Annotated in this window: 19 protein-coding genes; 13 read left to right on the top strand and 6 right to left on the bottom strand. The window is 40.1% G+C overall.

The window, feature by feature from the left end; all coding sequences use genetic code 11:
• Window positions 1–69 precede the first annotated feature (69 nt).
• The gene (locus UYC_RS0121680) at window positions 70–348 is read right to left on the bottom strand and encodes a hypothetical protein (protein WP_016875206.1); all 279 of its coding nucleotides are present in this window, start codon (window positions 346–348) and stop codon (window positions 70–72) included.
• Window positions 349–663: 315 nt separating this feature from the next.
• On the opposite strand from UYC_RS0121680, the gene UYC_RS0121675 reads away from it, so the two are divergent.
• A complete protein-coding gene (locus tag UYC_RS0121675; protein ID WP_016875207.1) occupies window positions 664–978 on the top strand; it encodes a hypothetical protein in 315 nt (104 codons plus the stop codon).
• Window positions 979–1,177: 199 nt separating this feature from the next.
• Here the strand turns inward: UYC_RS0121675 and UYC_RS0121670 are convergent, their stop codons facing one another.
• Window positions 1,178–1,867, bottom strand: a complete 690-nt coding sequence (locus UYC_RS0121670) for an alpha/beta hydrolase (protein WP_016875208.1) — start codon at window positions 1,865–1,867, stop codon at window positions 1,178–1,180.
• 915 nt (window positions 1,868–2,782) lie between these two features.
• On the opposite strand from UYC_RS0121670, the gene UYC_RS0121665 reads away from it, so the two are divergent.
• The 4 genes from UYC_RS0121665 (at window position 2,783) to UYC_RS0121650 (ending at window position 6,011) form a co-directional block, all read left to right on the top strand.
• Window positions 2,783–3,727, top strand: coding sequence for a substrate-binding domain-containing protein (locus UYC_RS0121665; RefSeq protein ID WP_016875209.1), 945 nt, complete (start codon window positions 2,783–2,785; stop codon window positions 3,725–3,727).
• Complete coding sequence (locus UYC_RS0121660) at window positions 3,724–5,463, top strand: sensor histidine kinase (RefSeq protein WP_016875210.1); 1,740 nt, start codon at window positions 3,724–3,726, stop codon at window positions 5,461–5,463. The genes UYC_RS0121665 and UYC_RS0121660 overlap by 4 nt, the downstream gene beginning before the upstream one ends.
• Before the next feature lie 103 nt (window positions 5,464–5,566).
• A complete protein-coding gene (locus UYC_RS0121655; protein ID WP_016875211.1) occupies window positions 5,567–5,794 on the top strand; it encodes a type II toxin-antitoxin system HicB family antitoxin in 228 nt (75 codons plus the stop codon).
• Complete coding sequence (locus UYC_RS0121650) at window positions 5,787–6,011, top strand: type II toxin-antitoxin system HicA family toxin (RefSeq protein WP_016875212.1); 225 nt, start codon at window positions 5,787–5,789, stop codon at window positions 6,009–6,011. Before UYC_RS0121655 ends, UYC_RS0121650 begins: the two co-directional genes overlap by 8 nt.
• 101 nt (window positions 6,012–6,112) lie before the next feature.
• On the opposite strand, the gene UYC_RS0121645 is transcribed toward UYC_RS0121650, so the two are convergent.
• Window positions 6,113–7,726 (bottom strand): helix-turn-helix domain-containing protein, encoded by a 1,614-nt coding sequence (locus tag UYC_RS0121645; RefSeq protein WP_016875213.1) that lies wholly within the window; start codon window positions 7,724–7,726, stop codon window positions 6,113–6,115.
• A 1,071-nt stretch (window positions 7,727–8,797) separates the two neighbouring features.
• Between UYC_RS0121645 and fdxB the strand changes: the two genes are divergently transcribed.
• From fdxB to UYC_RS0121600, 8 genes are all read left to right on the top strand, one after another.
• Complete coding sequence (gene fdxB, locus UYC_RS0121635) at window positions 8,798–9,091, top strand: ferredoxin III, nif-specific (RefSeq protein ID WP_016875215.1); 294 nt, start codon at window positions 8,798–8,800, stop codon at window positions 9,089–9,091.
• Between the two features lie 550 nt (window positions 9,092–9,641).
• A complete protein-coding gene (locus UYC_RS0121630; protein ID WP_016875216.1) occupies window positions 9,642–10,637 on the top strand; it encodes a cytochrome c oxidase subunit II in 996 nt (331 codons plus the stop codon).
• Between the two features lie 58 nt (window positions 10,638–10,695).
• The gene (ctaD, locus tag UYC_RS0121625) at window positions 10,696–12,384 is read left to right on the top strand and encodes a cytochrome c oxidase subunit I (RefSeq protein ID WP_016875217.1); all 1,689 of its coding nucleotides are present in this window, start codon (window positions 10,696–10,698) and stop codon (window positions 12,382–12,384) included.
• 160 nt (window positions 12,385–12,544) lie between these two features.
• Window positions 12,545–13,135, top strand: a complete 591-nt coding sequence (locus tag UYC_RS0121620; protein WP_016875218.1) for a cytochrome c oxidase subunit 3 — start codon at window positions 12,545–12,547, stop codon at window positions 13,133–13,135.
• Between the two features lie 207 nt (window positions 13,136–13,342).
• A complete protein-coding gene (locus tag UYC_RS0121615; RefSeq protein WP_016875219.1) occupies window positions 13,343–13,825 on the top strand; it encodes a hypothetical protein in 483 nt (160 codons plus the stop codon).
• Between the two features lie 29 nt (window positions 13,826–13,854).
• Entirely contained in the window at window positions 13,855–14,466 is a 612-nt protein-coding gene (locus UYC_RS0121610; protein ID WP_016875220.1) for a cysteine dioxygenase family protein, read from the top strand.
• A gap of 165 nt (window positions 14,467–14,631) precedes the next feature.
• On the top strand, window positions 14,632–15,114 hold the full coding sequence (locus UYC_RS0121605) for an ArsC/Spx/MgsR family protein (protein WP_016875221.1): 483 nt from the start codon (window positions 14,632–14,634) through the stop codon (window positions 15,112–15,114).
• An 840-nt stretch (window positions 15,115–15,954) separates the two neighbouring features.
• Complete coding sequence (locus tag UYC_RS0121600) at window positions 15,955–17,931, top strand: right-handed parallel beta-helix repeat-containing protein (RefSeq protein WP_235082964.1); 1,977 nt, start codon at window positions 15,955–15,957, stop codon at window positions 17,929–17,931.
• A 35-nt stretch (window positions 17,932–17,966) separates the two neighbouring features.
• Here UYC_RS0121600 and UYC_RS0121595 read toward each other — a convergent pair whose 3' ends face one another.
• From UYC_RS0121595 to UYC_RS0121585, 3 genes are all read right to left on the bottom strand, one after another.
• Complete coding sequence (locus UYC_RS0121595; RefSeq protein ID WP_016875223.1) at window positions 17,967–18,260, bottom strand: Mo-dependent nitrogenase C-terminal domain-containing protein; 294 nt, start codon at window positions 18,258–18,260, stop codon at window positions 17,967–17,969.
• A complete protein-coding gene (locus UYC_RS0121590) occupies window positions 18,260–18,697 on the bottom strand; it encodes a hypothetical protein (protein ID WP_016875224.1) in 438 nt (145 codons plus the stop codon). The genes UYC_RS0121595 and UYC_RS0121590 overlap by 1 nt, the downstream gene beginning before the upstream one ends.
• A gap of 179 nt (window positions 18,698–18,876) precedes the next feature.
• Window positions 18,877–19,257, bottom strand: coding sequence for a response regulator (locus UYC_RS0121585; protein ID WP_016875225.1), 381 nt, complete (start codon window positions 19,255–19,257; stop codon window positions 18,877–18,879).

Genomic DNA, 19,257 nt, shown 5'->3' with positions numbered 1-19,257 from the left:
GGTACTAGGATTTCTTAATTCCTAGTTCCTAGCACCGAGTCCCTAGTCCCTATTTTCAAGACAGCTAAACTATGGTGAGGTCTCGTATTTTACCTCGTGTACATGAGTTTGACTCGTATAACTCATCCAACCATCACCCTTTTCTACAGTAGTTGTAGTATTTTCATCAGGCTTAGTAGTACTTGCAGATGAAGGCACACTAAATATACCCATCATGGGAACAAAGGAAGGGTAAATAAATGGCACAAACATACCGCCTGCAACCATTTCGCTCTCATCATTGCTAAGTTCTTTACACAAACCAACAGATTCAAGCTCAGAAATTTTTTGGTCAAATAAATGACTCATAATTGGCTCCTAAAACTTTCGACTCATCTATGCGATCGGTTATTTTTTTGTCGTCTAAATTTGATCACCCTAATTAAAATTTAATTCCAGTAAATATATATTTCCAGGTTAATTACGAAATCTAAATTGCATAAATCTGAGTACAAAATTTCGTGTTTAAGAAATTTTTGTGTCAGTTAACAACAAATATTCTTTCATTTCTAAGTATTAAATACAGTAAAAGTTTAAGCTCAAAGGCTTAAAATGATAAAACAGTGCGCTTATTTATTTGAGCTATATACTAATAAAAGCAATTATTACTTATGGAGGATGAATATGCGTCAGATATCTGTGTTTGCTCTCCTCATGCTTGTAGGTAATATTCTTTTCTCAAATGCGATCAATGCTGAGGAACCTGTTACCATAACTAGTTTGGTAATGCGCGATCGCATAGTTGTAATTGCGAATAGCAAAGACGGGCTGAAGTACTCAGTCAAAATGAAGGATGGTACTGTGCTGAGTGCTAATTTAAGCGAAGATGAACTAGCCCAACAGCATCCTGATATTCACGATCAGGTTCATCCAGCCTATGCTAATAATAAAAACACCCCTGGTTTGCTGATGTGGGTGGGAGACTTAGAGGTTAAGTAGAAGGCAGACGGCAGATTGCAGAAGGGAAGTAAGGTAATAGGGGAACTCGGGGCCCCCACGACCGCCAGGGAGTGGGGATTAGGGGCGAAGGGGACAGGAGACAGATATTAATTGTCCTGTTCCCTCGTTTTTAAAACAAATAAGCGCAGAGTAAACACGGAATTTACTCATCCGAGTTTACGAAATGTAGTAATTAAAACTAAAGTACTCTTGTTGAAGAACGATTTAATTGTTCAACAATCCAATCCCGAACAACTTGGGTAACTTCATCAGCCACTTGATCTAAGCCATGATCGGCATTCGGATAGAAAATAATGCGCTTGGGTTGCAGGGCAAGTTGATAGACACGTTGCGAACAATGAGGAGGCAATACCCGATCCTCTGCACCGTGCAACAACAAGAGCGAGCAACGCGTTGCTAAATCAGCAACTGTCTCTGTACCGTAAACTTGGGTAGCAATGGTAACTACAGTACGAACATCTGGAGCTTGAACCGCAGCCTTAATTACTACCGCACCACCAAAAGAGTGTCCAACCAAGGCAAAATTTTGTATGCCCTCGTCATGTAAATAGCTAATACCAGCTAAAACATCTAAGACTGACTCTTCAAGTTCTGCTGGATAGCGGTAGCGTACTCTCAAAGAAGCTATCCCTTCTTTAATTAGCTGCTGGCAAAGTAACGGATAAAGCCCACGAGCAGGTGTATCCCAGTCACCACCCACACCACCAACCCAAATCACCGCCCGATCGCTATCCTTTACTGGGTAGTAACGGCATTGTATGGTACCTCTACTCGCGATCAGTTTAACTGGGTAATATTCTTCTTGCTGTTGTCCGATCTGAACGTCTCGGACTATCCTCTCAAAAGATTCATCGTATATGTGCTGCATATCATCCTCCGCTACCCACCTCTCTACAAATTCCTAACAATTAAAGAAAAACTTTTGGCTCTCCCAAATTACGATGGGAAATAGCTGTTTTGAAAATAGGAATTAGGAACTGGAAAGGAAAAATTTTTTATTTAGTTGCAATCATTTTTTCAATTAGTATCATGTTTGCTTTTATTCAACCCTATAGCGTCAAGCAATTAGTGTGCCTTGACCTTTAGGAATATTTTCGTATTTTCTCTTATTCATAGGTCAATATGGTTTAGTTAGTGATGCACATTTTGTACGATCCCTCTTATACTATTTCATTCACATCTTGCACCAGTTGTTTGATTGCGATTGTTGTAAGGTGGAAAGAATTCCTGTAGGCGGGTTTCCCACGCCCAGGGAACTTCGCAGCATTGCTTAGATTTGACTCAAAACCTTATTTTGACGTTACAGGCAATGCGCACCCTACGGTTATTGAGAAAGTTGCAAGATCTCAGTTCACAAAAAATCTGATACATATACAGACTGTGCCCAGACGCGATCTATCGCGTCTCTATAAATTTCATATGTATCATAATTAACTTGAAATGGTATTAGTCCACGGTAATAAAGCGAGAACTCAGAGCGGCGGCTACTTTCAGAAGCCCTACAAAGTAACTCGTTAACATTAACACCAAACAACTTTCGTTACTGGATGCAGTAGCACGAATATCTCATTCAACTTAAACTATGCTCATTTTGTATATCTTGTACAAATTAGCTGATAGGAAGAGTTTGTCTAGTATTGAGTTGTTCAAAACCTTGTTAATGCAACAGGAAAATAGGGAACTATAAAGCAGAAAAGTGAGCAAGAAGTATAGTGACTGATTTTGCTCTCTTTCATCAGCAGCTGTTTCATAAAAACCAAGCATTAATAAAGGCTTAAAAGTCATGACAAGATATTTATCCTGGCAATATAGATCCTTAGCGATCGCTTTGGCTTCATTGCTTACCCCACTGGGTTTTGGTTGTACATCGCCATCCTCAGATAACAATCCCCAAGCGTCAGCAACTCCCGCTAGCAGTACTGAAAACCAGACAGCAACGGTGCACGTTGCCGTTGTTCCCTGGCAAAGCCGCGAAGAACAGCAAAAGAAACTACAGCCCTTAGCAGACTACCTGCACAAGTCAACTGGACGTAAATTTGATTTCCAAATTACCAAAGACTATAAAACATCGGTTGATTTATTGGTAAATGGCAAAGTTGATATTGCCTACTTGGGAGGTTCAACTTACGTTTTAGCGCGACAGCAAAATCCTAACGTCGAGCCAATTGTTGCGCCCATCGACCAAACTACGGGACGTCCCTGGTATAGTGCTGTGATTGCGGTGAATACTGGCAGTGGCATTAAATCTCTTGCAGATTTGAAGGGCAAACGCTTCGCCTTTGTCAGCCCAAATTCTACCTCTGGCTACCTGGTGCCAATGGTAAAGTTTAAAGCCACGGGAATTAATCCTGAGCGCGATTTTGCCTCAGTCAAATATTCCGGCAGTCATGATAAGGTGCAAGCAGATTTGGCAGCAGGCGTTGTGGATGCGATCGCAGACGAGAAACCTTCTTTCCTGCGGAGTCAAAAGTCAGGCAAGCTTAATACTACCAAGTATAAAATTATCTGGGAATCCGATCCCATTCCTACCGGGCCAATTGTAGTCTCAACTAAGCTACCACCGCAGTTAATTGCCGATCTCAAGCGAGTATTAATTAACTCTCCTGCGGGGCTTGTAGATGTCAGTGGCACCCAGTCAGCCGGATACACGCTGACAAAAGATAGTGACTACGAACCGATAAGACAACTGAAAACTAGCCTGGAGTCAAACACAGGTGCAGCAAAATGAAACTTCTGCATAAATTCCTCGGTTCTTCAGCAATTGTTGTGGGATTGGTTGCCTTGCTGATGGGAGGTAGCACCTTTGTAATTAGAGGTGCAGAAATAGCACAAGAAGTGAGTCGCGAGAAAACTAGTCAAGCGTTGCAAAAAGCCCTAGCTTTGCAACTTACGCTTGAAAAACAAACTTCAGCCTTGAAAAATTTTCTGTTGCTCAATCGCAACACCTCCGACATGACGGAGTATCACCAGGCAATGTCGAATTTTTTATTGCTGGTGGATGAATTAGATCGCTTGATGCCAGAAGCGACTGAGCCGGCTGTGGTGCGTCAACGTCATCAGTTTCTCGTTAACTTAGCGAATGAATTGGAGAACAATACTAAGTCTACTCAGGCGCAGTCTCAGCAAGATGTCAAAGCGATTAATTCATTTGGTGATGACATTGCTTTGTATTTAGATCTGCTGGTTGGTAATGCTCAAAAGCAATATAACCAAACTCAGCAAGCAACAGAGCAATTCAAGCAAACTGCTCAAATTGTTACTTACAGTGCGATCGCGTTAATTCTACTAATTTTTGTCGGGCAGTTTTTGTTGATCCTACTTCCTGTAATTCGTTCAATCCAAAAGCTACAGCTAGGTGCAGCCAAGATTGGTTCAGGCAATTTAGATTACCGTCTAGAAATTAAAACTGGAGATGAGATTGAGCAACTATCTCACGAGTTTAACCAAATGTCGGCAAAACTAAATGAGTTCTATCGCTGTTTGGAAGAAAAAGTAATTAAACGCACCAATGAACTAAGTATAGTTAACGAAAGTCTCAAAAGCGAAATTAGCGATCGCAAACAGACAGAGTCAAAATTGCAACAGGCGCTAGAAGAACTACAAGAAACTCAAATTCAACTGATTCAAACTGAGAAAATGTCTAGTCTCGGTCAATTGGTAGCAGGGGTAGCGCACGAAATTAACAATCCCATCAATTTTATTTTTGGTAATATCAATCACCTAAATGAATACACGCAAAATTTACTGGAACTGGTGTGTTTGTATAACCAAAATTTTCCGAAACCTGGCGAAAAAGTTGAACTGAAAATAGAAGAAATAGACTTAGAGTTCCTCAGTGAAGATTTGCCCAAAATCCTAACTTCAATGAAGATGGGAGCTAACCGCATTCGCGAAATAGTTTTATCTTTGCGTAATTTTTCTCGTCTGGATGAGGCGGAAATGAAGCCCGTTGATATTCATGAAGGAATTGATAACACTTTGCTAATTTTACAGAATCGGCTCAAAGCCAAGCCAGAACATCCTGAAGTAAAAATTGTTAAAGAATATGGTGATTTGCCCTTGGTAGAGTGCTACCCAGGACAATTGAATCAAGTATTTATGAATATTATTAATAATGCTATTGATGCTTTAGAAGATTATGATAAACAACGTTCTACTGAACAAATGCGCGATCGCCCCAGCACAATCGCCATTACTACCAATATCAGTGGAGCCAACTCAGTCACAATCAAAATAGCTGATAATGGGCCGGGAATGCCAGAAAAAGTTAGACAAAAATTGTTTGATCCCTTTTTTACGACAAAGGCAGTAGGTAAAGGAACTGGTTTAGGATTGTCGATTAGCTATCAGATAATTACAGAGAAACATCGAGGCACAATCCGGTGTATATCAGAGCCGGGACAAGGTGCAGAATTTTGGATTGAAATTCCCTTACGGCAACAGGCTAATTTAATTGGTTTGTAACCATAAGTGCGATCGCATTCGACAAAAACGAAATCAGATCGCAGTTATCATCAAGATAAATAATAATATTTTCCCAGATAAGCTGATTTAGCCAAAGCAGAAGATGAGACAAACAAAACAACTCATTGCAATTATTGAGCGCGAGGGTGATGGCTATGTAGCGCTGTGTCCAGAACTTGATATTGCTAGTCAGGGTGATACCGTTGAAGAAGCAAGGAATAATTTAGTTGAAGCATTGGAGCTATTTTTTGAGACTGCCGATCCTTCAGAAATCGAACAAAGGCTGCATACAGAAGTTTTTGTTACACGTTTAGAGGTGAGTATTGGGTAAACTGCGTGTTCTTTCTGGACGGGAAATTTGCCAAATTCTGGAGCAACACGGCTTTGTGCAAGTACGTCAACGTGGTAGCCATATTATTATGCAGCAGCAAACGGAAGACTCAACAATAACGGTTCCTGTTCCTGATTGCGAAGAAGTACGCATAGGCACTTTGCGGTCTATCATTCGTCAGTCAGGACTACCACGTATTCTTTTTGAAGTGAACTAATATCAACAGCGATCGCACTGAAAATGTGAGTTAAGAAAAAATCACGGTGATGACCCTGGAAAAAGCAACTATATTTTAGTTACCTTGTTTTGAGAATCCAATCAAGCAATACCCAAAACTTTCCGCAATACAACTTGGTCTTCTAATTTTACTTTCAGGCGACCTTTTTCGATATCGCGAATCCAGCTTTGACTTTTACCAGCCAGCTTTGCTAGTTCTCTTTGCGAAAGATTGAGATTTTTTCGCGCTCGTAAAATCTGATCGCCAATCAAATCACTTGTGGTTTTTGACTTTCTTTTGTTTTTTGCGGTTCGCTGTTGCTTTTTTTCGGAGTCTGCAATTTGCTGTTCCCAGTCTGGAGGCAAATCGAAAGCCAAGATGCGGGCATTCATCAGGAGATTCCATTTGCCACGAGGGCCTATATCTGTAAGCCGCGAGGTGTTGCCACCATCATTCATCCAAAATTCTAGTGCCTCATCTGGATCTTCGGGAATATCAACTAACTTCGCCCACAATGGTTGAATGGCAGGTGGGTAAGTAACTGGATCGAAACAGGGTTTCATTCCATAATGATTCAGGACTTCTAAATCATGCTCAAAAGTCCGCAGCAATCGTTTGCGTTCCTCTCTTTGCCTGAATGCTAAGGTAATTTTTTCTTCACCGTAGGCAACACGCATTAAGGTAGGAACGGTAATGCGTTGCTCTTTACCCATCTTGGTTTTAAACAGCAACCACAGCATCAATCGCGCGGCACCTTCATGTTGCTGCCAAATGCTCATCACTGTAGTTAACAAGGATTTTGGCAGACTACCGTATTGATAAAATGCGGTTCTTTCCTTGCATCCCTGTTTGTTTAAAAAGTGTTGTGCCCAGATACCTGCTCTAACTTTAAAGGTTAAGCCAACCAGATATTTACAACCAAGTTCATCTTCTTGAAAGTGGTGCTGAATTGAGACTAACTCCCACAAACGACTTCCTGTGACAGAAAACCCCTTGACTTGCCCTTGTTGAGGCCAGTCAATAGAAATCATGAGTGAGCAAGCTTGCTGTACCAAGTTTTTCATTAAAGCCAGCTTGACAGCTTTGCTCAAGTCTTTGCGTTTCTCTAAGCCCAAATATTTCTCTAGTTGGCGCTCATCAATTGCAAACTCTCGCTCCCAAGGTCGATCCAAACTTGTAGCATAAGCTGCAAAAATCAAATGGATACAAGCATTTCTAATATCCAGCGCCTCAATCGCTCCTAGATCTGTTACTAGTTTTTGTGGCACCTCAGTCACAGATGTGCTTGGTTCTGCTGATGCAAGGATATGAAAAGCGATCGCTCCCTTACCTTGGTAGACTTGGCGGCGATAACACAAATTTCCTTGTTCATCTGTTTCCCAAGGCAGCGATGTGCGTTGTGCCAGCACATTGCAAGCTTCCCAAATCACAATTGCCGAAGCAAAGGGGTTGCTCTTGCCATTAGAAAACAAGTCTGGGCTAGTCACCTCTCTCGGTTCAACTCTGCATCTTCCCCTTTTTGCTTGCCAGGGAATAGGAGAGTTAGTAGGACACGCTACCACACATTGAGGTTCGGGATAATAACCCTCGCAGTTGTTACAAAGACTCGGATCGATCCAGTATTCATCGTTTTCGATTTTGATAGCACCTGTAGGACATTGAGGACGGCAATTATCACATCCAACGCAACTGTTATTCGGAATTGTATAAGGCATAAGGCTATTGCCACTATATTCGTTGAGATGTTTGGCTCAAGTCTCCCCTGGATGTGTCCTTTCTATGCACTACTCACTACCACATTCTTCTTTCGGCAGCAATAATTTATGACTGTAAATTATTACTGTACTAACCACCCACATCCATACTCGGACAGACCATCCAATTACAAGCTATTTACAGCTGTTAACTACGATCAACAGAGCCAGATTGCTCTAGTTCTTGTTACCAGGTTGAACCTGGTAACGAGGGATGAGCCATCAAATCTTGATTATCTATAAATTTCATAATCTTTTCCAGAAATGTGTTCATCATGAGCGAAAGTTCATTTCTTTATTTTTCTGACCCGTAATTACCGAACATTTTTCTCTTAATAAAAACTCTTACTGAATTTATCTGTGATTACTAACATTTCAAAATAGAAGTTAGTGGCTTGAAGTTGAATTATTAATAATATTAATCTTTAACAAATCTTATTATTCTGTCAATTGGTTTACATTTTTTTGTTTTTCACTCATATTTTGGATGAAATTTTTACCATAATTTGTATGATAAATGGCTGAAAAAGGCATTAAATGCAAAATGAGTGATATAAAAGTTGCTAAATATACAACTAAGAATTCAGAATCCAGAATCTCTGATGGAAAGCCGCCCTTTTGAGAGAGCCAGAGGCTCTACTTTTCGTTACCAGGTTAAACCTGGTAACGAGGGTTTGTGGGCTGCTGCATGAGGAACCCCATTCCCTGTTCCCTTTTAATGCAAACAAGTATCATCATTTTTGAGAGTTACAATAAAACCTCCCCAACCCTGTTCCCTTTTAATTTAGATGTATTATCAGTACACCTTTTATCTAATGGTATTTTGCTATTCATGTTCACAAACATATTGTTGGTAATTAATTTCATTTAATATTTAGACTATAAAAAACAAGCCAAAAATTTTGTGCAAGTTATAGAATTTTGATAAAACAAAAGGTTAAATTAGAACATTAAAAAAATCAAATGAAGGTTATGTTAGGATGAGCTTAAAGCGCAAACATATTCGTCAACAAAATTGCAGAAGGTACTTACATGGCAGTATTAACAGGATTGACATTAGGTGGAAAAACTTGGACGCCAAAATTCATTGAGTCAATTGACCAAGACAAATGTATTGGTTGTGGCAGATGTTTTAAAATCTGCGGACATAATGTGCTGGAACTAAAGGCGATGAATGAAGAAGGAGAATTTGTAGAAGATGAAGACGATGATGAAATCGAAAAGAAAGTAATGACAGTTGCTCATCCAGAAAACTGCATTGGCTGTGAAGCCTGTGCCAAAATTTGTTCTAAGAACTGCTACACCCATGCTGCATTAAATAACTAGATTTTTGGGTTGAAGAGAGGTATTTTTGTGAAAGGAAATACTGTTTACCTTGAAGTGTAATCAATGTAGCAAGAAAGCTAGAGGGGAAATTTAGATATTTACAGTAACTCTACAAAAAGTTCACAGTAAACAAATCCGTAAATCACAAATTGTTAGCTATTAACAACTTAAATCTTGCTACTAAGTTAGCCTCATGATTTTTAAGGAAACAGTTCACTATCAACAATAAAACTTCTCTACGAGCAGAAATATACTGGCAAATAGGAACAAATATATAGTCTCAAATTTGGTGGGGGAACATAAATTAAAACATGATTAAATTCCCCCAATTATTTATTAGAAACAGAGAAAATAAAATAGTTAGATAAAGTTGCCTGATAAAGGTGTAAATCAAAATAAGCACAAAAATTGTAGCAACTGCGAATCTAGACACTAACCTAACAATTCTCTTCTTTGGTGTGACGTATGCATCGAAAGCACAGGATGCAATGTACTACTTTACAACAGGCGAGAATCACACCTTGAACGACGTGTTAAAGAGCAGGTATATATGCAACAAATTCCTGTTTCGCTGTTAACCTTAGTTGCTGGAGTAGTAATCACACTCTTCAGTATTTGGGTTGGTCAACACCACAGTCTACTACCGGAACAAGCATCTCAACAAGCGCCTTTAGTAGACGGTTTTTTTAATATTATGGTGACAATTGCCACCGCACTATTTGTAGTGGTAGAAGGAACCATTCTGATTTTCTTGTGGAAATTTCGTCATCGCAAAGGTGATGATACAGATGGTGCGCCCATCGAGGGTAACTTGCCTCTCGAAGTTTTTTGGACGGCAATCCCAACCATTATAGTTATTGTCTTAGGAATTTACAGTGTAGATGTATACGGGCGCATGGGTGGGTTAGATACTCACAATCATGCTCCATCTCATGTTGCTCAAATGCCTGGAACTGCTTTAGCTGCAACGTTGAATGATGCATCTGGGATGGAAATGGCAGCACCAGGAAATGAACCGGAAATAGGGATCGGTGCAGCTAGCGATCGCCCACAAAAACCCGCCGATTTAGCAGTCGATGTGACGGGGATGCAGTTTGCTTGGATTTTCAACTATCCCGACAGCGGCGTGATGAGTAGTGAATTGCACGTTCCGGTTGGTGCTGATGTACAGCTAAACCTGACTGCCACAGATGTAATTCACTCTCTTTGGGTGCCGCAATTTCGTTTAAAGCAAGATGCAATTCCCGGTATCCCAACTAAATTGCGGTTTGTCGCCACTAAAGTCGGTACATATCCCATCGTTTGTACAGAATTGTGCGGTGGCTATCACGGTTCGATGCGATCGCAGGTAGTTGTTCATCCTCCCGCCGAGTTTGAAAGCTGGTTGACAGAAAACCGCATTGCCCAACAAGAACTAAAACAAGCAGTTGCGGTTAACCCTGCTGAATTATCAACATCAGATTTTCTCGCTCCCTACGCCCAAAAGATGGGGGTAGAGACGCGATATATCGCGTCTCTACAACAGTCAAGAGTCAAGAGTCATTAGTCAATAGCTCTTTCTCTGTAGACTACAGACTAACTGCAAATTATCGCGGAAATTGCTTATGACGCTCGAAATTCCACGGAATCATCCACCGGGAAGTGAAGCCTCTACTGTTGTGGTTGCCGGAACCACTCATCATCCCCAAGCGTGGAAATGGTATCACTACTTCACTTTTAATGTTGACCATAAAGTTATCGGCATCCAATACTTAGTAACGGCGTTTTTGTTCTATCTCATCGGTGGGCTGATGGCAGTTGCCATGCGTGCTGAGTTGGCAACACCCGATGCTGATTTGCTAGAACCGAATCTTTACAACGCTTTCATGACGAACCACGGAACGATCATGATTTTCTTTTGGATCGTTCCTAGTGCGATTGGAGGATTTGGCAATTTCCTGGTGCCATTGATGGTGGGCGCTAGGGATATGGCTTTTCCGAAGTTGAATGCGATCGCTTTTTGGTTGAACCCACCTGCGGGTTTACTACTATTAGCTAGTTTCTTCTTCGGTGGTGGTTCCCAATCTGGTTGGACAGCTTATCCACCTCTGAGCCTGGTTACTGCTCCTGTTGCTCAAACCCTATGGATACTCGCCATTGTTTTGGTAGGAACCTCCTCCATTTTGGGTTCGCTGAACTTTGTCATCACCATCTTGTTCATGAAAGTTCCCAGCATGAAGTGGGATCAAGTTCCCCTATTTTGCTGGGCGATTTTGGCAACTTCTGTCTTAGCACTGGTATCTACACCAGTGTTAGCAGCAGGATTGATACTACTGTTATTCGACCTTCATTTTGGCACATCCTTCTTCAAACCAGATGCAGGCGGTAACGTAGTCCTTTACCAACACCTATTCTGGTTCTATTCCCACCCGGCAGTTTATCTGATGATTCTGCCCATCTTCGGCATCATGTCCGAAGTCATTCCCGTACACGCCCGCAAACCTATCTTTGGCTATAAAGCGATCGCCTATTCCAGTTTGGCTATCTGCGTTGTGGGTTTGTTCGTGTGGGTACACCATATGTTTACCAGTGGCACACCCGGCTGGATGCGGATGTTCTTCACCATCTCTACCCTGATCGTTGCCGTTCCCACTGGTGTGAAGATATTTGGTTGGGTTGCTACCCTCTGGGGTGGCAAAATCCGCTTTACCAGCGCCATGCTGTTTGCGGTTGGCTTATTGATGATGTTTGTTCTCGGTGGGATTGGTGGTGTCACCCTGGGAACAGCACCCTTTGATGTTCACGTTCACGACACCTACTATGTCGTAGGACACTTCCACTATGTATTGTTTGGCGGTTCCGTATTTGGTATCTACGCTGGCATTTACCACTGGTTCCCCAAAATCACCGGACGGATGATGAATGAAACCTTGGGTCGCATTCACTTTATCCTTACGTTTATCGGTACAAATTTGACCTTTTTACCCATGCACGAATTGGGTTTACAAGGAATGCCCCGACGAGTGGCAATGTACGATCCGCAATTTACCTCGATTAACGAGATTTGTACGATTGGTGCATATATTTTGGGCTTATCGGTAATTCCCTTCACGATTAACATTCTCTGGAGTTGGGTTGCTGGTAAGAAAGCTGGTGATAATCCTTGGAATGCTATGACTTTAGAGTGGACAACCAGTTCTCCGCCTCTAATTGAAAACTGGGAAGTCTTACCAGTGGTTACTCATGGCCCTTACGATTACGGTGTTCATAATGCTGAAGTTCAGGCTGCTACTGTAACGGAAGCTAGTGCTTAATCACTAAAGTCTTACTGTCTCTTTGTGCCTTTGTTTTGAACGAACCACAAAGGACACATAGACACCCGGAGGGTGGCTTCCCGTACGCCGGAGGCGTTCCCGCAGGGAAGGGTAGGACGCAAAGAGAAGAGGTATAGAGAGAATTTATAGTGCAAACAATATGGCGATCGCAACAACGACGAGTCCAGCTCATCACGAAGAACATCAAGATTTACGAGTCAAGGGACTATTAGCGTTCCTGATTTCTGAGTCGTTAATGTTTGGCGGATTTTTTGCTACTTATTTGTTCTTTCGAGGAAGTAACGAAGTTTGGCCTCCAGAAGGAACGGAAGTAGAGTTATTATTGCCGACAATTAACACTATTATTCTGGTGTCTAGTAGTTTTGTGATTCACTTTGGTGATACGGCAATTAAAAGGAATGATGTTCGAGGAATGCGCAAGTGGTATATCATCACCGCAATCATGGGCGCAGTTTTCCTACTCGGACAAGCTTATGAGTACATGACCTTGGGATACGGTCTAACTACTAACATATTTTCCAACTGTTTTTACTTAATGACAGGCTTCCACGGGTTACACGTTTTTGTGGGACTGCTGTTAATTTTGGGTGTGTTGTGGCGATCGCGTCGTCCTGGTCATTATTCTGCCACTAAACATACTGGCATCGAAATGGCAGAAATTTACTGGCACTTCGTAGACATTATTTGGATTATTCTCTTTACTTTGTTGTACGTTCTCACAAAATTTTAGGGAACGGGGAACGGGGAACAGGGAACAGGGAACAGGGAACAGGGAAAACTGTAACCTGTATCCTGTAACCTATTCCCTTTTTCTCAAGAAGAGCCAGAGGCTCTAGTTCTCGTTACCAGGTTGAACCTGGTAACGAGGGTTTGGTGGCTCTGCCTGGTGGCTGTCGGTAGGAGTGCAAGAATTATATACAAAGGAGATTTATATCAGGTGGATGCAGAAAAATTTTCATGGTTTAAAGTGCCAGAAGATATCAAAAATTTATTAATATTAGCAGCAGAAAACTGGGAAAACTCCTCTTTATCTGAAAATTATATAAATCAAGCTTTAGCCAAAACTGGAGAACAAATAGATGTTTTGGTAGCAGCATATAGATACTTTTATTACAAAAATAATTATGCTATGGCGTTAAAAATAGCAATTAAAGTCATTGATAAAATTGAAAAATCAGCAAATCTACCAGATGATTGGAAGCAGCTAAAGCCAATACTAATTAGGCGGAAAGAAGACTCAGAAATTCGTATGTATTTAAATGCTTGTGCTGCTTGTGGATTGGTATTAGCGAAATTAGGAGAAATAGAAAAAGCAAAAAAAATATGTACTCAAATAAAAGAAATTGATGATAAGCATGATTTTGGTGCCGGACTATTATTTGATATTTTGACACGCGCACCAGAAGAAGATGACGAGTAAATTTAAGCTATATTAATACCTTCAAAAATATGCAAGGAAAAAATTGGCTTGTCACTGGAGATGGAAATTATCAAATCTGTAACTCTATGAGAGCATGGGATTTACTCAGGGATAATTATCGCCTTTACAGATTTTTAACTGAGTTAGAAGATGTTCTTGAAAATGTAGAGGATGAAGCCAGCCGTCTACCAGAAATTCAAATGCTAGTTAGACGATTAATTGTTAACTCTTACTGGGTACAAAGCCAATATTTAGAACCTTGTCCTCAAACTGGCACTTCGGTTTTACTCCTATATGATGAATTAGGTTTTCCGTTTACAGTACAAACAGTAACATTTGCACCAGAAACAACTTCAAATATTCATAATCACGGTACTTGGGGAGTGGTTGCAGTATTAAAAGGACAAGAAAAAAATACCTTTTGGCGACGCAATCCTGACTCAGAATCACCAGATAAAATTGAAACAACGGGAGAATTAACTTTATTCTCAGGTGATATTATTTGCTTTACACCTGATGCAATTCATAGTGTAGAAGCAGTAGGTAATGAACCAACTGTTACTTTTAATTTGTATGGAGAAACCAACCCCAAACAACGCTTTGAGTATAATTTGCTAACTCATACTGCTAAAAATTTCTAGTCGCTAAATGGTAATTATTTTTATTAGCAAAATAATTTGGTTTTTTAATTAAAATTTAATTAGGTGAGTAATTTTCAGTGAACAGTAAACAGTTATCAACTGGTAACTGATAACTGGTAACTGAACATTTATTTTCTATTCTTAAAACCAGTAGGAGTTACTGTAATGGCAAGGGTAATTTTTTATGAAAAACCAGGTTGTAAGAATAATACTAAACAAAAAACTTTGCTTACAGCCGCAGGTCATGAAGTGATTGCCTACAACCTACTCACGGAACCTTGGACTATTGAGCGTTTGCGCTCATTTTTTGGCGATCGCCCTGTATCGGAATGGTTTAATCGTGCTGCTCCACGAGTGCAATCGGGCGAGTTAGTACCCGAACAAGTTGATGCTGAGACTGCTTTGCTGTTGATGCTCAAAGATCCATTGTTAATTCGCCGTCCTTTGATGCAAGTAGGCGATCGCTACGAGGTAGGTTTCGATACCGAGAAGATTGATGCTTGGATTGGACTAAAACCTAAAGATGCAACTCTCAAAGAAATCACCGAAAAACTGATCGAACAGGATTTACAAAGCTGTTCCCACAAGCACGGGCACGGGCATCACCAAAATGAACACGAGCCAAAGCAAGGTTCCTGCAATCATTAATTCCAAATTAGCTGCCAAAAAATTCGCGATCGCCAGCGTGCGATCGTGTTTTTTTTCTCATATTTTTCATTATTTAAGTAATATTTCTCAGTGTAAAGTATTTTAAATTACTTTAAGTCTTGAGACAAATCCCACTTTGGATATTGTGTTGTTACGCCTTTTCTTCGCGAATTAGTGGTTTATCCTGATATGTGCAGTACAGAAATAGCGTAAATCGGCGAACTAAAGCCAAGCTGAAGTTAGATTAGCCTATATTTACAAGCTAATCTGCACAAAATACTACTTAAATTGACAAATATAAGTAATTTCCCATAAAAAAATAGGTTGTAATAATCACGGAAGACTTTGGCTAGAAGTAAAGCTAAATTGTAAGCAAAAGCAGTGAAAACAAAAGCAGTACATCATATGCAGCTTATTTATTAGCATGAACTATGCGATAGTAAAAATCTGTTTTTAATCTTCAAAGTCTACTAATTCATTGGCAGTTTTAATTTAGCTCTGCTATAGTTTTGGAGTCATAAATTATCCTTTTTAGCAAAAGATTTGTACGTAAAAAATTAGTTTAGTATAAATTATCTGAAAATACTCCAACATAGCTCAGGACGGGGTTTTTCAGATTAAATCTCATTGCTAAATATTAATTAGAGAGCAATTTTAATCAGTAAAACTTGAATAATACTCAAGCTCATCTCAACTAATTTTAATGCTAGCTGAGACTAATTGTTGCAGATATAAATTCATGCAATGACGATGTTACTCATGTTTTTTCATGAGAATTCAATTTTTTTGAAAATAAAAAACTGAACTGAAATCTTTGCTGAATCAAGAGTGGAGGTTGTAATGCTACGTAGGGTGTATCTGATATGTTTAGTGTTGATTGGAACTTTAGTGTATCCAATCAAAGGAACAGCTGAAAGCGAAGGTCAAACTGATAGTTCAAATCTCACGATTCAAGATTTTATTGAGCTAGGATCTCAATCTCTCAAAAGTACGGATGCTACCAAGATAACTGGCGCTAACATAGATGAATCAAAAGTATCTCAAATTATTTATGTATCAAAAAGTACAGAAGCATCTGACACTAACGATGGCAGCCAAAAAAAACCACTTTTAACAATAGGTGCAGCATTAGAAAAGGCTAGAGGATATTTATCACAGGGTATCTCAACGAAAATAGCATTGAGTGCCGATGTCTATCGTGAGGGTTCACTCAAAATAGATTACCGCTTTCCAAAAGTTCCCGATGGAGTGGTGTTAGTGATTGAGGGACAGGGAAGTACACCTACAGTTATCAAGGGTTCTGAGTTAGTGCCGCTTTCTGCATGGACACCAACGATTAAAACTGACAAAGGCTTAATATATCGTATCCCTTGGAATTATGATTTTGGTAATAATGGCGGGCCATACGGTAAATATGGGCCAAAGAACATACTTGCACATCGAAGAGAACTTGTATTTGTAAACGGCAAACAACAGAGGCAAGTTTTACTTGAAAAATATAAATATACATTCCCTAACGCTTTCCGAGGTACTGGCAGTTACGAGTACTTAGAATTTGTAGAGCCTCAAGATGCACTCCAGCACTCTGGGAGCTTTGGTGTCGCCGAAAAAAGCGAAAACGGAGATTTTCTCTACCTTTTGCCCAATAGCAATGTGAACTTTAAAAGTGCAACCATCGAAGTAGGAGTGCATCCATTCCTGATGCGGTTTTACCAAGTGCGTAATGTAGTCTTACGAAACATTTCATTTCGGCATTCAGTCGGCGCGTTGGGTGGAACTGCTGCTGTGATCTTTGGTGAAGAGTGGAATGATAAACAGTCTCTGATTAACCGAAATATTTTAATAGACCAATGCCGCTTTGAATGGAATAACTACCAAGGGCTTTATTTGTTCAAAACCCAAGATGTAACAGTAAAAAATAGCGTCTTTAACTACAACGGCTTCATGGGTACATCCTCAGATAATATGGTAAATGGTCTGTGGATTGGGAATAGTACGAACTTTAATAACTGGCGTGGTAATCTCTCGGATTGGAGAGGCTGGGCAATCAGTGGTGCAAAACACCACTTCGCTAAAAATGTGCTGTTCAAGGATCAGCAGGCGATCGGAAACCTGACAAGTGGGATGTGGTTCGATCACGAAAACAAGAATGTAGTAATCGATAACTTTGTTGCGGTGAAAAATTCGGCAGGATTGTTTTTAGAGGTATCACCGGGGCCGTTTCTTGTCAAGAACTCTTTCATTTCTGACTCTATGCACAGAGCAGGAATTGATATCAGCAATGCTCAAAATATAACAATTCTAGACTCAGTTATTGCCAATAACCCAAATCAAATTGCCCTTGTGGGAACGTCCCGATACTACTCTAATTCTACTGCTTACCATCTAGGAGAAGTACAGGAAATTAGTAATGTTCCCGTTGGGGTTGGGCCGATCGCTATCCGAAATTCGCTAATTTCTTCAGAAACATCAAACCAGATGTTGTTCTTTGCCAACACTGGAAATAATAGGATGTATACTTCGGTGTTTCAAAATAACTATGAATCATCTAACAACATTTATTGGGCACCAGAACCCAAATCTTTTCTGTTAGAACCAGACTATCCTTCTGTTCCTGGTTCTCCAGTAGCTGACATAGAAAAGTGGAAATTGTACACGGGCGACAACGGACAGTGGATAGAACCAAACTTCAATTCGCCCGAAATCTACGATTACAATCTCTCAAACCTTGAAGTGCGCTCCTACTCTATGCCTGAAGAATTAAGACAAAAACTGCAAAGTTTCGAGAATTTTGTGAGTCAAATTAATCGAAAATAAGAATTTTCACAAAGCAATAATGATTTTGTTTGCCATTAACAATACAGCGTTACATCTTCGCCATGGCAATCTGCTAAATAAGTTAAAGCTCTAAAACGTAGCTCAACTAACTGTTCATAGAAAGGATTGAGTTTGCACAGAGGAGGAATATAAAGAATAGTACGCTTGTAAATTTTAATTTCTCGTTCAAATGGGCAACTAGCAGGAATCAATTTGCAGAGCAAGCGTGCAAATTTGTGGTCTTCTATTTTGAGAGATTGAAGTTGTTGACGAATTGGTTGCAAGAGAATATTTACAAATGAGATTGAAGTGAAGATATTAGTTGACATCATATTGTTAGTGAATGAATTTGTTGAGGAACTAGCAAGACTTTTTCAAGTAACAGACTATCTGATGCAGAAGTATCTGTCATTAACGTGGTTTTTGTATTTTCATTGAGTAGAATTTTACCCTCAGAAGTAAAGCTGAAGTCTTGACCGAGAATAAATCCTTTTTGGATGAGTTTGCCGATAGCAAATCTAGTAACGCTTTCAAACAAATCAGTATAAGGTGGACAATCAGAAAAGTTATCTAATACCCAGCGACAAGTATCAGTATCTGTGGCAGATAATTCAAATACGGCTGCTGTTAAAAGAGAGTCTGTATATTGATAGTCTAGGCTCAGATGTAGATGCTCTATCCAGTACTCAACTAGCTGTTTATCTTGAAACTTTAAGACATAGATAACTCTTTCGAGATGAAAGTGAAATAGTTCTAGATTGTTCATAAATTTTAGATATAAAATACGGTGACAAAACCTAACCAACTTAGAAATTTTCCTGCTGGTAAGTTTTTACTCCACCTTTAGGGAAAGTGCAATTGATTGGTTGGTCTGTTGGTTATTTTTAACTTTAAAACTGAAAAATGCAGAAATTGTGGAGATGAAAGAAATTTAGAAAAAATTTTTTAACTCTCCCAGTTGAGAGCGGCTGCAATTTGAGCAGGCAATTTCATGGCTTTGAAAGGCTTGGTAATAATTGCTCGCACTCCTAATTCAGCAAATCGTCGCTGTTCGGCAGCTTGCGTTTTGGCTGTCAGTAAAATCACGGGAATTTTATTGGTGGCGGGATGTGCTTGTAGTGCTTTAAAAGTAGCGATTCCATCCATGTCGGGCATCATTACATCCAGAAGAATCACATCTGGCTGTTCGGCAACCGCCTTTGTTACTCCTTCATTGCCTGAGGCAGCAGTCGAAACTTGCCAAGCTCCTACTGCTTTTAAGGAGAGTTCAGCTACTGCCCGGATATCATATTCATCATCAATAATGAGAATGTGTCTCGTGGTCAT

The organism is Chlorogloeopsis fritschii PCC 6912 (assembly GCF_000317285.1).
In the GTDB taxonomy this organism is placed as follows: Bacteria; Cyanobacteriota; Cyanobacteriia; order Cyanobacteriales; family Nostocaceae; genus Chlorogloeopsis; species Chlorogloeopsis fritschii.
Note: the sequence above shows the minus strand (reverse complement) of the source record. Positions and strands in the feature narration are given on the sequence as shown.